The sequence below is a fragment of the Mycobacterium sp. ST-F2 genome, from assembly GCF_001905655.1.
GTDB lineage: Bacteria > Actinomycetota > Actinomycetes > Mycobacteriales > Mycobacteriaceae > Mycobacterium.
This window is the reverse complement of record NZ_JMHT01000039.1, coordinates 14,463-27,248: the sequence shown is the minus strand read 5'-3', so window position 1 is coordinate 27,248 and position 12,786 is coordinate 14,463. Positions and strand designations below refer to the sequence as shown.

Annotated in this window: 13 protein-coding genes and 1 pseudogene; 8 read left to right on the top strand and 6 right to left on the bottom strand. The window is 69.6% G+C overall.

All coding sequences use genetic code 11. The annotated features are described in order from the left end of the window. Nucleotides 1-128 precede the first annotated feature (128 nt). The 7 genes from EB75_RS15945 (at nucleotide 129) to eccE (ending at nucleotide 5,809) form a co-directional block, all read left to right on the top strand. Nucleotides 129-551, top strand: a complete 423-nt coding sequence (locus tag EB75_RS15945; RefSeq protein WP_217267704.1) for a PPW family C-terminal domain-containing PPE protein — start codon at nucleotides 129-131, stop codon at nucleotides 549-551. Between the two features lie 67 nt (nucleotides 552-618). Next, nucleotides 619-912 carry a WXG100 family type VII secretion target gene (locus EB75_RS15940; RefSeq protein WP_073696339.1) on the top strand — a complete coding sequence of 98 codons (294 nt, stop codon included), beginning with the start codon at nucleotides 619-621 and terminating at the stop codon, nucleotides 910-912. A gap of 33 nt (nucleotides 913-945) precedes the next feature. Further along, nucleotides 946-1,233, top strand: a complete 288-nt coding sequence (locus tag EB75_RS15935) for a WXG100 family type VII secretion target (RefSeq protein WP_073696338.1) — start codon at nucleotides 946-948, stop codon at nucleotides 1,231-1,233. Beyond that, nucleotides 1,224-2,159: an ESX secretion-associated protein EspG gene (locus EB75_RS15930; protein WP_073696337.1), complete on the top strand. Its 936-nt coding sequence runs from the start codon at nucleotides 1,224-1,226 to the stop codon at nucleotides 2,157-2,159. Before EB75_RS15935 ends, EB75_RS15930 begins: the two co-directional genes overlap by 10 nt. Then, nucleotides 2,137-3,543, top strand: a complete 1,407-nt coding sequence (eccD, locus tag EB75_RS15925; RefSeq protein WP_286150212.1) for a type VII secretion integral membrane protein EccD — start codon at nucleotides 2,137-2,139, stop codon at nucleotides 3,541-3,543. Before EB75_RS15930 ends, eccD begins: the two co-directional genes overlap by 23 nt. Beyond that, nucleotides 3,543-4,907, top strand: a complete 1,365-nt coding sequence (mycP, locus tag EB75_RS15920; RefSeq protein WP_073696335.1) for a type VII secretion-associated serine protease mycosin — start codon at nucleotides 3,543-3,545, stop codon at nucleotides 4,905-4,907. The genes eccD and mycP overlap by 1 nt, the downstream gene beginning before the upstream one ends. After that, nucleotides 4,904-5,809, top strand: coding sequence for a type VII secretion protein EccE (eccE, locus tag EB75_RS15915; protein WP_073696334.1), 906 nt, complete (start codon nucleotides 4,904-4,906; stop codon nucleotides 5,807-5,809). Before mycP ends, eccE begins: the two co-directional genes overlap by 4 nt. Before the next feature lie 32 nt (nucleotides 5,810-5,841). Here eccE and EB75_RS15910 read toward each other — a convergent pair whose 3' ends face one another. Both EB75_RS15910 and EB75_RS15905 read right to left on the bottom strand, forming a co-directional pair. Then, nucleotides 5,842-7,077, bottom strand: coding sequence for an alpha/beta hydrolase family protein (locus tag EB75_RS15910; protein ID WP_073696333.1), 1,236 nt, complete (start codon nucleotides 7,075-7,077; stop codon nucleotides 5,842-5,844). Nucleotides 7,078-7,109: 32 nt separating this feature from the next. Next, nucleotides 7,110-7,986, bottom strand: a pseudogene (locus tag EB75_RS15905) (amidohydrolase family protein). A 51-nt stretch (nucleotides 7,987-8,037) separates the two neighbouring features. On the opposite strand from EB75_RS15905, the gene EB75_RS15900 reads away from it, so the two are divergent. After that, nucleotides 8,038-8,799, top strand: coding sequence for a trans-aconitate 2-methyltransferase (locus EB75_RS15900; protein WP_073696332.1), 762 nt, complete (start codon nucleotides 8,038-8,040; stop codon nucleotides 8,797-8,799). Nucleotide 8,800: 1 nt separating this feature from the next. On the opposite strand, the gene EB75_RS15895 is transcribed toward EB75_RS15900, so the two are convergent. The 4 genes from EB75_RS15895 to stf0 all read right to left on the bottom strand — a co-directional run bounded on the left by EB75_RS15895 (nucleotide 8,801) and on the right by stf0 (nucleotide 12,785). Beyond that, nucleotides 8,801-9,007, bottom strand: coding sequence for a hypothetical protein (locus EB75_RS15895; protein ID WP_064986138.1), 207 nt, complete (start codon nucleotides 9,005-9,007; stop codon nucleotides 8,801-8,803). A gap of 210 nt (nucleotides 9,008-9,217) precedes the next feature. After that, the gene (gene cysC, locus EB75_RS15890; protein WP_073696331.1) at nucleotides 9,218-11,077 is read right to left on the bottom strand and encodes an adenylyl-sulfate kinase; all 1,860 of its coding nucleotides are present in this window, start codon (nucleotides 11,075-11,077) and stop codon (nucleotides 9,218-9,220) included. Further along, a complete protein-coding gene (gene cysD / locus EB75_RS15885; protein WP_073696330.1) occupies nucleotides 11,077-11,988 on the bottom strand; it encodes a sulfate adenylyltransferase subunit CysD in 912 nt (303 codons plus the stop codon). The genes cysC and cysD overlap by 1 nt, the downstream gene beginning before the upstream one ends. Continuing rightward, on the bottom strand, nucleotides 11,985-12,785 hold the full coding sequence (gene stf0, locus EB75_RS15880) for a trehalose 2-sulfotransferase (RefSeq protein WP_020103908.1): 801 nt from the start codon (nucleotides 12,783-12,785) through the stop codon (nucleotides 11,985-11,987). Before stf0 ends, cysD begins: the two co-directional genes overlap by 4 nt. Nucleotide 12,786 lies beyond the last annotated feature (1 nt).

The window sequence follows — 12,786 nt, the reverse complement described above, 5'->3', positions numbered from 1 at the left end:
CGTGGGTCGCCGCCGCCCCGACGGTGCCGCCCCCCCCCGCCAGCCCGGCCAGTGCACCCGCAGCTCCGGCACCGGCAGCGCCCGCAGCTCCCGCACCGGCGGCCCCAGCGCCGTTGATGGCATACGCCGTGGCCATCGACGACCCGGGCCCCGGCTTCACGCCGACGGTGCGCGACGGTGCGACCGCACCGGCGCCGGCGTCAGGGATCGCGGCTGCTGCCGCCGCGGCCGCCGCAGCTGCCGCCACCGAACGGCGCCGCGCCCGCCGTCGTCGCGCGGCCAAGGAGCGCGGCGTCCGCGACGAGTACATGGACATGAACTCGGAGGTCGATCCGGATTTCGGGGACGACGCTGAGGCAGACCGGGCACCGCGGACCGAGGTGCTTTCGTCGGCCCGGGGCGCCGGACCGATCGGCTTCACCGGCACGGTGACCCGCCAGGAGCAGCAGGCGACCGGCCTGAACCGCCTGTCCGGCAACGGTTTCGGGAGCGGCGTCACCGAACCCATGCTGCCCGGTAGCTGGGGCAGGGAAGGCGGTGCCGACCGCTGAACCAGCCAGCTGAACCAAAAGGCTTGACCACCAACAGAAATCCGGACGAACCCCGAGAGGAATCACAATGAGCATGCTCGACGCACACATCCCCCAGCTGGTCGCCTCCGAGTCGGCCTTTTCGGCCAAGGCCGCGCTGATGCGCAGCACCATCGCCCAGGCGGAACAGGCCGCGCAGTCGGCCCAGGGCTTCCACCAGGGTGACTCGGCCGTCGCGTTCCAGGCCGCACACGTCCGCTTCATGGAGGTTGCCGCCAAGGTCAACGGTCTGCTCGACATCGCACAGGCCAACCTGGGCGACGCTGCCGGTACCTACGTCGCGCAGGACACCGCCGCGGCCGGCACGTACACCTCCGTCTAACCGGCGCCGTTCACTTCGAATAGAGGAGACCCCATGTCCCAGATCATGTACAACTACCCGGCGATGCTGGCCCACGCCGGTGAGATGACCGCCTACGCCGGTGCCCTGCACGCCGTCGGCCTCGACATTGCCAGCGAACAGGCGGCCCTGGCCGGCGCCTGGCAGGGTGACACCGGAACCAGCTACCAGGCGTGGCAGGCCCAGTGGAACACCGCGATGGCGGAGCTCGTGCAGGCCTACCGGGCGATGGCGACCACCCACGAGACCAACACGCTGTCGATGAGTGCCCGCGACAGCGCCGAAGGCGCCAAGTGGGTTTAGGTCGTGCGACTTCGGCGTGTTCCGGGGCATCGGGTGCCCCAGAACACGCCGAAAACCCGGTCTCCGCGGTCGAACTCACCGCGGAGCAAGCCTGGTTCCTCGCGGATCGCCTTGGCGCCGGGAGCTTTCCGTGGGTGCTGGCCATCACCCAGCCCTACAGCGAGCCCTCCGCGAAGGCGCACTTCGATGCGGACCAGGTCACCGCGCTGACGCGGATGGGGGTGCTGTCTGCCGACAGCGCCGTGCATCCCGCTGTCGCGCAGTGGATTCGGGCGGTGTGCCGGCCACGGCGCTGGCTCGAACTGCGGTGGGTGTCCGGGTCCGGCGCCATGCTGCGCGGCATTCTCGCGCGCAGCGGCGACACGACCGTGACGGCGCTGCGCAGCGAGCACCTGATGACCTGCACCGAGCTGGCCGTCGCGTCCCCGGACGCACTGGTGCCGGTGCTCACCGCGGGATTGTCCGGCCGCGCGGCGGCCCGGTTCGACGAATTCGCCATGCCTGCCCACATCGGTGCCAAGGCCGACGAACGTCTGCGCCGCGGAGAATCGCTGGACGACGTCATGGACCACCTCGGCATCCCCGCGTCCGCGCACCCCGTCGTGCGGGCCGCGTTCGCGCCCGGCCGCAGCTACGTGGAGATCGTCGCGGGCGACCACCGCGACGGCCACCGCGTCACCACCGATATCGGCGTCAGCATCGTCGACACCACCGCGGGCCGCGTCGTCGTCGCCCCGGTGAAAGCGGCTGACGGCACCTGGATTTCAACTTTCACGCCGGGTACCGACCTTGCTATCACCGCTGCCGTGCAGCGCCTGACCGCAACCCTGCCCGACGGTCCCTGGTTCCCGACGGCGAACCTGACCCGAGACTTCGAGACCTCGACTGGAGAACGGAAAGAACATGTCCCCCAACACGTCTGGTAGTACCGCGATGCCGATTGTGCGGGTCGCGGTGCTCGCCGCGGGCGACGAGCCGGGTGGCCGCGGGCGACTCACCGACGTCGCACTGCCGGCTGGTCTGCCGCTGCGCGAGATCGTGCCCGCCGTGCGGCGCATCATCGCAGCCGATGCGGCCGCGGGCGCCGAGCTGTCACTCGCCCCGCTGGGCGGTGCCGCGTACAGCCTCGACGCGACGCTGGACACCGTCGGTGTGGTCGACGGTGATCTGCTCGCCCTGCAGCCGGTGCCCGCCGGTCCGCCGGCGCCGCGCATCGTCGAGGACATCGCCGATGCGGCCGCCATCTTCTCTGCCGCTCGCGAGAACCCCTGGGGCAATGCGCATATCCGTCGTTTCGCGGCATGGGCCGTCGTCGCACTGACGGTGCTGGCCACCGCGCTGGCGACGGTGGTCCGGGTGCGCACCGGGCAGCCGGCCGGCCTGTTCACCGTCGTCGGCGTGGCGGTGCTGACCGTCGCGGCCGCCCTGCTGACCCGTAGGTCGCCGCGCTTCGCGACGGCCCTGAGCCTGGCGGCCCTGCTACCGGTCGGCGCAGCCTTCGCCCTGGCGGTCCCCGGCCCGTCCGGTGCAGCCGGGCTGCTGCTCGGTGCGGCGGCGGTCGCCGCCTGGTCGATCGTCGGCATCACCGTCGGGGGGCAGGCCATCGCGGCCTTCACCGCCACGACCGTCGTCGGCATTGCCGGCGTGATCGTCGGTGGCGTCGCCTCGGTCTGGCAGCTGGGCAACTCCGTGATCGGTGCTGTGCTGATCGTTTTCGCGCTGCTGGTCATGGTGCAGGCCGCGCAACTGTCCACCGTCTGGGCCCGGTTCCCGGTGCCCAACATCCCGGCGCCGGGCGACCCGACGCCGTCGGCCCTGCCGCGGTCGGTGCTGGCTGATCTGCCGCGCCGGGTCCGGGTGTGCGACGCGCACCAGACCGGCTTCCTCGCCGGTGCCGTACTGACCATGACGGCCGGTTCTGTGGTCCTGGTGGCGGGGACGCACCCGTCGCCGTGGGCCTGGTATGTGGTGGGGGCCGCCGCTCTGGCGACGGCGCTGCGGGCCCGCATCTGGGACTCGGTGCCGTGCAAGGTGTGGCTGCTGAGCCAGCCGTATCTGTTTGCGGCCGTGCTGCTTACGCTGTTCGCCGCCGGTGGGCACTACGCCAACGCGTGGTGGTCGCTCGGCGTGCTCGCGGTGCTCGTCGCGGTCGGCGTCGTGGCTGCGCTGAACCCCCAGATGGCCGACCCGCAGACCTACTCGCTGCCGATGCGTCGCCTGGTCGGCTTCGCGGCGACGGCGTTGGACGCCTCACTGATCCCGGTGCTGGCCCACCTGGTGGGTCTGTTCGCCTGGGTCATCAACCGGTGATGGTGGCCCTCCGGCGCGGAATATCGCTCCTGACAATCGCTTTCGCCGCGTCAGTCACGGTCCTGCCGACGGCTGGTGCTGTGGTGCCGCCGCATGTCGACGAGCACGCGGCGCCGCCCTCGGGCAGCGTCGGCCCCGTCGCGCCCATGGGGCAGCGGGGCGCGTGCGTCACCGCCGGTGTGCTGCCCGGGACCGATCCGGGCGCACCGGGTCCGGGGCACACCCTGCTCAACGTGCCGGGTGCCTGGGCCTACAGCCGTGGTGACGGGCAGACGGTCGCGGTCATCGACACCGGCGTGCATCCCGGTCCGCGGCTGCCGAACGTGCAGGCCGGTGGCGACTACGTGGAAAGCACTGACGGACTTACTGATTGCGACGGCCACGGCACCCTGGTGGCCGGGCTGATCGCGGGGCAACCGGGTGCCGACGGATTCTCCGGTGTCGCGCCGGGCTCCCGAATCCTCGCGATCCGCCAGACCTCGGAGCGCTACGCCCCGCGCGGCAATGGGGGAGATCCGGCCGCGGCGCACGCCACCATCGAGGTCGCGACGTTGGCCCGCGCCGTCGTGCGCGCTGCCGACCTCGGCGCCAAGGTCATCGCCATCACGGCGGTGACCTGCCTGCCCGCCGACCGGCCCGTCGATCAGACCGAACTGGGTGCGGCTCTGAAATACGCTGCACAGGAGAAGGATGCGGTGATCGTCGCCGCCGCCGGCAACGACCGGGCCGGCCTCGCCGGCGGCCCGTCATGCGAGGCGAACCCCTTGGACAATCCTGGTAACAACGCGGACCCGCGCAACTGGGCCGGCGTGAAATCGGTGTCGATCCCGTCGTGGTGGCAGCCGTACGTGCTGTCGGTGGGGTCGCTGGACGCCGCCGGACAGCCGTCGGACTTCACGACGCCCGGCCCGTGGGTCGGCATCGCGGCACCGGGTGAGAACGTCGCGTCGACGGGCGCGAACGGCCTGGCCAACGCGCTGCCCAACGAGCGGGGCGACCTGTTCCCGCTGCGCAGCAGCAGCTACGCCGCGGCCTACGTCGCCGGTGTTGCGGCCTTGGTGCGCAGTCGATTTCCCGCACTGAACGCGACTGACGTGACGCACCGGCTCACGGCCACCGCGCACGGTGCTGCGCGCATGCCGTCGAACCTGGTGGGCGCCGGCGTCGTCGACCCGGTCGCCGCCCTGACCTGGGACCTGCCCGCGACGGGTGGGGCGCCGAAAGCGGTGTCCGTCGCCCTGCCGCCGGAACCGGCCCCGAAGGACACCATGCCCCGGACCATCGCGTTCACCGGAGTGGCGGTGCTGGCGGTCGCCGCACTGATCGCCCTGTTCGCGTACCGAAGAAAGGACGGTGCCCGATGACGGCCCGAATCACGTTGGCATTGCTGGTGATCGTCCCCGCGGCCATGACCTACCCGTGGCACACCACGCCGCAGAAGTGGATCCTGGGCATCGCGGTCGCTGTGGTGCTGCTGGTATTCGCCTGGTGGCGTGGGTTGTTCCTGACCACCATGGTGGCCCGCCGAGTCGCGGTATGGCGCCGGAACCGGCGGGGTGCGGCGGCGCCGACGGCGGGCCAGGTCACAGTGGTGCTGGAAGCCGATGAATTGCCTTACCACGCACTGCCTCTCGTTGCCTCCTACGTGGACCGCTACGGCGTGCAATGCGAGTCGGTGCGGGTCACCGAATGTCAGCTCGACGGCACGCGCAGCGCATGGGTCAGCGTGACAGTGGCTGCGGCATCGAATCTTGCTGCGCTGCAGGCACGGTCGTCAGACCTGCCCCTGGCGGACACCGCGGAGAAGGTGGCCCGACGGCTGGCCGATCAGTTGCGCGAGGCGGGAGTGCCGGTCACGGTCACCAAGGCGGCACCCGCTCCCATGGCAACCGACGCCTGTGAGTCGTGGCGTGCGGTCCGGGACGGGGACGGCTACCTGACCGCGTACGGATTGCCCACCGATCAGCGGCTGCCCGACTGCCTGGCCGAGCTGGCCTCCACGACCGAACTGTGGACGGTGCTCGAGTTCGCGCCCGGCGCAACTATTTCCGCGGCCTGTGCAGTCCGCACGGCCAACGCTCCCGCCGCAGCGGCTGTCGCGGGCCTGGCGCGTGAGCCGGGCCGGCAGGGCCCGCTGCTCGCGGCGATGGCCCCGGCGTCGGCGGGCGGTCTCGGAACACGTGCGGGCACGTTGACCGCCGCGCTCCTGGCGGAGCTGTCCGGGCTCGGCGCCGGCACCGCCGTTGAGCCTGCGGCTACGGCGTAAAAGGCCGCGTGGCGAAGGCCCTCAGCGCAGGGTCAACGGGCAGAACCCGCCCGGGCAAGCGGATAGTCGCCGCTGTCGAACATGAACGGGCTCATGAACTTGGTCATGCGCCGCAAGTAGTCGGGCTGGCTGACGTGCAGGATGTGGTTGCCCGGGAACCAGTGGAACGCGCAGCGATCCCAATGCTCCCAAAGCAATTCGGCCTGCTGCGGCGGTGCCAGGCGGTCACCCAGCCCCGCGATGATCAGCCGGCGATCCCGCGGTACCAGCGGCGCGTAGTTCAGCGGTGAGTGGTACCGGCCCGCCGCCGAGACCAGATCCTCATCGGTGTGCGCCAACCGGTTGCCCAGTTTGACGAGCAGATTGGCCGGGAACCATTCGTCGACCGTCCGGTCCGGTGTCACCACCGGAACATTCGGGATCACCGCCTGGATGCGGTCGTCCACAGAGGCGATGAGTGCTGAGGTGTAGCCGCCCAACGACATCCCGGTGAGCGCAATGCGATCGACGCCCGTGTGCTCCAGATGGTCGAGCACGGAACGGAAGTCGTGCACCGCCTGTGCCATGGCCTCGGCGAAGCCGGGGACGCCGTCCATGAAGAAGCCGTAGCCGCTGTACGGAGAGCCCTTCTCAGCCCGCGGCCCGTGGAACGGCAGGGTGTACAGCAGCACGTCGTATCCGGACCGGAAGAACCACGGCAGCGAGAAGAACAGGCCGTTGAACAGGTACGGCGAGCCCATGAAGCCGTGGATCACACACAGCGTCGGGTGTGGTCCGTCGGCGTGCTGCCAATGCTGAGCGTGTACCACGTTGTTGCGCGTGTAGCCGCGGCGCCGTTCGCGGATGCCCGGGTAGGTGGCCTCGAAGCTGCTCTGGAATGAGATGTTCCGGACGCGGCCGCGGGCGACCCACTGCGCCACGGGAGCAGCGGCACGGCTGACCACTCGCGGCAGTTCGGTCGGGGCCGGGAAGCATTGCCGGGGGTCCCTGGTCGCCGCGAGTTCGGCATAGAACCGCAGGGCCTCGGGGTCGTCGTCGGTACGCCCTCGCACCACCGAGGCCGCCATGCGGGGAAGCATGCCTGCGCCGATCACGGACGCCAGTGCCGTGCGAAGCCCCAGGTCGGCCACGGCGGACGAGTCGACGATCAGCCTCTGCTGCCAGGTGAGGTCGGCGCGGCGTGGCAAACCTCGCGCGGTGGCGTCCGCACCCGGTACATCAGGAACCGGGACGGGTGGGTTGAACGCGTCGCCTTGCGGACTGGTCACGTTCGGATGCTAGCCCCGGCTATCGGCTTCCGTCAGCTGATCGTTAAATCGAACACCCTGGCGGCGTTGTGGTACAGCACTTTTCGCATCCAGTCGTCGTCGGGTGCGACCTTGGTGAGCACATCGATGGACTCGGCGTACGGGTACGGGATGTTCGGGAAATCGCTGCCGAACAGAATACGGTCGCCAAGCTCTCCCAGCCGAGGTAGCTCATCCGGGGGAAACGGCATCGTTTCCTCTATGAACGGGGTGAACGCCATGGTGGTGTCGAGGCACAGGCCCGCGAATTGTTCACAGAGGTCCATGAATTCGCTGTACTCGGGCATGCCCATGTGCGCGATGATCAGCTTGAGGCTCGGGTGCCGGCCCAGCACGGTGCGGACCTGGTCGGGGCCGGTATGGGTACCGGGCGCCGGACCGGAACCGCAGTGGATGATCACCGGGACGCCGGCGTCGGCGATGGTGCCCCACACGTCGTCGAGCAGCGGATCGGCCGGGTTGTAGTCCCCGACCTGCACGTGCGCCTTGAAGACCCGGGTGCCGCCGGCGATGGCGTCGGCGACATAAGCGGGTGCGTCGGGCTCGGGGTAGAAGGTCGCGGTGGACAGGCAGTCGGGCGTCTCGGCGGCGAACTGGGCGGCCCATTGATTCAGCCAGGACGCCATGTCGGGCTTGTGCGGGTACACCAGCGAGGTGAACGCCCGTACCCCGAAACCGCGCAGCGTCTGCAGCCGGTGCTGCTCCTCGGTGCGGTACCCTGATCGGCCAGACGCGTCCGGTGAGCGGCCCGGCGCTGTCGAAGTACTTCCACACCTTGTCCATCACGGACTTGGGCATGAAATGGGTGTGCACGTCGATCAGGCCCGGAAGGCCCAGCGACTGCCAGATTTCGCGTACTGACTCGTCCATCACCTACCAGAATGGCAGGCACCCGGCAGCGCGCGGCGGCAGGATGGGGATGTGTGGAACCCGGACACCTATCTCGCCTTCGCTGACCACCGCGGCCGGCCTTTCTACGACCTGCTGGCGCGCGTCGGTGCCGAGGCGCCGCGGCGCATCGCCGACGTGGGCTGCGGGCCGGGAAACCTGACCGCGACGCTGTCGCAGCGGTGGCCCGACGCGACGATCGAGGCGGTCGACAACTCACCCGAGATGGTGGCAGCGGCCCGCGCCCGCGGCGTCGACGCCCGCGTGGTCGCCGCGGCGGACTGGTCGCCCGCGCCGGACACCGATGTGATGGTGAGCAATGCTGTGCTGCAATGGGTTCCGGAACACCGCGAGCTGCTGCGGCGATGGGTGACGCAATTACCGGAAGGCGCGTGGCTGGCGTTCCAGGTGCCCGGGAATTTCGACTCGCCGTCGCATCAGGCGGTGCGGGAAGTGGCCGCCCGCCCGGAGTTCGCCGACGCCCTGGCCGATATCCGGTTCCGGGAGACGAACGTCGTTGATGACCCCGCCGGTTACGCGGCGCTGCTGACGGCCGCGGGCTGCACCGTCGACGCCTGGGAAACCACTTACCTGCACCAATTGACCGGCGAAACCCCGGTACTGGACTGGATCACGGGTACCGCGCTGACCGACGTCCGCTCCCGGCTCACCGACGATGCCTGGGAGCAGTACCGGCGCGAGATCATCCCGCTGCTGGCGCAGGCATACCCGCCCCAGCCCGACGGCACCACGTTCTTCCCGTTCCGCCGGATTTTCGTGGTCGCCCAGACGTGACTCAGTGAATCTGCTGGTACTGGTGCTGGATCGGGGTGCCGGGCAGGGGAGCGTTGTTCTGGTGCGCGAACATCTGGTGCACTGAGCTCGAGGTGGTGGACGGCGCCGCGTGGGCGGACGTGGCCAGGCCGATCGCGATCAGTCCGGGTGCGACGGTCAGACCGATGACGATGATGAAGTAGCTGACCCAACGCGTGACGATGCTCATTTGAATTCCCCTGCTGCTGTGGGCTTTTGATGTCGTGTCCGGAGTGATCCGGCGTTGACTCAAGAGTCCCGCACCAGGGCCCGGCTGTCTGTCCGCCAGCCGGGCCCTCAGCAGGATGAATTCACTGTCCCCCGATTGGGGGACGCCGACACGGGGATTTTGTGCACGTTTTTCCGCGCCGACCGCGAAAGAACGTGCACAAATCCCTGGTCAGCGCAGGGCGTTGAGCGCCCCCAGCACCTGTGCCACCAGCTTGTCGATGTCGGCGCCGGTGGTGTCGACCACCAAATCCGGGTTCTCCGGCGGCTCGTACGGGGCGTCCACACCGGTCAGCCCGCGCAGCTCACCGGCCTTGGCCCGGGCGTACAGGCCCTTGGGATCGCGCTTCTCGCACTCGCTGCGCGGGGTGGACACGTAGACCTCGATGAACGGCAGCTTGGCGACGGTGCTGAGTTCACGCGCGGTGTCGCGGTCGGACTTGAGTGGCGACACCAGCGACGCCAGCGCCACCACGCCCGAATCGGCCAACAGCCGGGCCAGGTGGCCCACGCGGCGGATGTTCTCGGCCCGGTCGCCCGCGGAGAATCCGAGGTCGTCGGACAGGCCGTGCCGGATGTTGTCGCCGTCGAGCAGGTAGGCCACCTGCCCGGTCTCGACCAGGGCCCGTTCGACCGCCACGGCCAGCGTCGACTTGCCCGAGGCCGGCAGCCCGGTGAACCAGATGGTCGCGCCCCGCTGGCCGGTGCGGGCCCAGCGGTAGGAGCGATCCAATGACGAATGGTGCCAACGGATATCGCTGCGGGAGTGAGTGCCGAGCTTGACCTCGCGGGGCTCGGTGATGGTGCCGGCGCCGACGGTGTCGTTGGACGTCTCGTCGATCAGGATGAAGGCGCCGCTCTCCCGGTTGTCGCGGTACGGGTCGGCGATGACGGTCGAACTGGTCCGCAGTGTGACGGCGCCGATGTCGTTGAGTACCAACTCCACCGGCTGATCGATGTCGTCGAGCGTCTCGGGATCGAGCCGCGTGTGCAGCGCCTGCACCGTGGCGCGGACCGTGCGGGTGCCCTGCTTGAGCGCCAGCCGGTCACCGGCCCGCAGCGGGGTCTCGGCGAACCAGCACACCGTCGCGTCGAGTTCGCGGGCCAGCACCGGGATCGAGGCGCCCTCGGCGCTGCTGACCAGGACGTCGCCGCGGCCGACGTCGATGTCGTCGGCAAGCTCGATCGAAACCGACAGTGGGGCAACGGCTGTGGTGCGGTCGTCGTCGAGGGTGTCCACGGCGGTGACGGTCGAGCTGGTGCCCGCAGGCAGGCTCAGCACGGTGTCGCCGACCTGCAGGGTGCCCGCGGTCAGCCGGCCGGTGTAGCGGCGCCGCTGCTGCGCGGTGGGCCGGGACACCCACTGGATGGGCAGCCGCAGCTTGGCCGGTTCTGGTTGTGGCGCACTGAGTTCGATGCCCTCGAGGTACTCCAGCAGCGTCGGCCCCTCGTACCACGGGGTGTTCTCCGAGCGGTGCACGACGTTGTCGCCGAGCTTGGCCGCCAACGGAATCACCGTCAGGTCCACCGCGCCGAGCCGCGCCGCGACCTGACCGAGTTCATCGTGCACCGCGTCGAACCGGGCCTGGTCGAAGTCGACCAGATCGATCTTGTTGACCGCGGCCACGAAGTGCTTGATACCCAACAGCTTTGCGATCCGCGCGTGGCGCAGGGTCTGGCGCAGCACGCCCGCCCGGGCGTCGACCAGCAGAATGGCCACGTGCGCGTTGGAGGCGCCGGTGAACATGTTGCGGGTGTAGCGCTCGTGGCCCGGCGTGTCGGCCAGGATGTAGCTACGGGCCTCGGTGGAGAAGAAGCGGTAGGCCACGTCGATGGTGATGCCCTGTTCGCGTTCGGCGCGCAGGCCGTCGGACAGGGCCGCCAGGTCGGCCACCCCGTCGTCGTCGGTGACGGCGTCCAGGTGGTCCAGGGGCAGGCTGTCAGTGTCGTGCAGCAGGCGGCCGATCAGGGTGCTCTTGCCGTCGTCGACTGAGCCCGCGGTGGCAATGCGCAGAAGTTGCCTGGTGCTCATCAGAAGTAGCCCTCTCGCTTACGGTCTTCCATCGCCGCCACCGACGTGCGGTCGTCGGCCCGGGTCTCGCCGCGTTCCGACACTGTGGCAGCGGAGATTTCGCCGATGACACTCTCGATGTCAACCGCTTTCGACCGGACCGCACCGGTGATGGTCAGGTCGCCGACGGTGCGGTAGCGCACCCACTCGACCGCCGCCGATTCGCCAGGACCAGGCTGGGTGTACTCGGACACCGCCAGCAGGATGCCGTCGCGCTCGAACACCTCGCGTTCGTGGGCGAAGTAGATCGACGGCAGCTCAAGGTTTTCCAGCTGGATGTAGCGCCAGATGTCCAGCTCGGTCCAGTTGGACAACGGGAACACCCGCACCTGTTCGCCCTTGCGGATCCGGCCGTTGTACAGCGACCACGGCTCGGGCCGCTGGGCACGTGGGTCCCACTGGCCGAACTCGTCGCGGAAGCTCAGGATGCGTTCCTTGGCGCGGGCACGTTCCTCGTCGCGGCGGGCGCCGCCGAACGCGGCGTCGAACCCACCGGCCTCCAAAGCGTCGAGCAGGGTGCGGGTCTGCTGCCGGTTGCGGGACGCGCCCGGGCCCGGATCAGCCACCCGGCCGGTGTCGATGCTCTCCTGCACCGACCCGACGAGCAGCTTTTGCCCGACCCCGGTGGTGCGGCGATCCCGGAAGTCGATGACCTCCGGGAAGTTGTGGCCGGTGTCGACGTGCAGCACCGGGAACGGTAGCGGTCCGGGCCGGAAAGCCTTCTCCGCCAACCGAAGTAGGACGATCGAGTCCTTGCCCGCCGAGAACAGCAGCACCGGGCGCTCGAGCTCGGCCACCACCTCGCGAATGATGTGCACGGCTTCGGCTTCGAGCAGCCGGAGCTCGTCGACCTGAGTGTCTGTGGTGCTCATACCGGCAGCCCCTCCTTTTCGGCTTCGGCGCGATAGCGCTCCACCCATTCGTCCGAACGCTGATCGGCCTGACGTTCCAGCACCGGTTTCGGTGCGAGCCTGCGGTCCTGGCCGAGCGCCTCCAGCACATCGCCGACGACCTCGGTCAGGTTGCGCCACAACACCGGATACGGCACTTCGATCCGGTTGACGTTCTCCTCGGCGAACCAGTTCTGCCAGCCCTCTTCCTGCGCCCGCAGCATCTTCACGACGTGGGCGATGGCACCGGCGTGGTACTCGGCGCGGGCGTCGCGCACGGGGTCCGGGCGGCCGCGCCAGACGCGGGTCTGCACCGCCCGCCAGAACGAAACCGCCTGGGACACCACGTCAGGTCGGTGGATGTGGATGAGCACCGGATCCGAGCCGATGACGTCTCGGATGGCGGCCAGTAGTCCGTCGCCGGAGCGGTCCGGCAGGTCCTTGGCTCGTCGTTGCAGTTGCGCGGTCTGGTTCCACATGAGCTTGCCGCCCCAGATTCCGTTGGGCGTGCGGCCGGCGGTCTGGATGTAGTCGCGCCAGATGGTCGCCGGCGCCAGTTCGGGCCTGCCGTCGATCAGCGGGTCGAGGAGCCGCAGGATCGACTCGTCCTCGGTATCGGCGAACCACTCCCGCGGCTGGGGCGACATGCTGCTGTGTGGCAGGTACTGAAAGAACTCCTGCGGTTCGCCGGCCACACCGGTGGCGCGCAGCGACTCGACCAGGAGCGTGCTGCCGCTGCGCTGTGATGCGAGGACCAGATAGGCCGTCGGTGCTGTCATG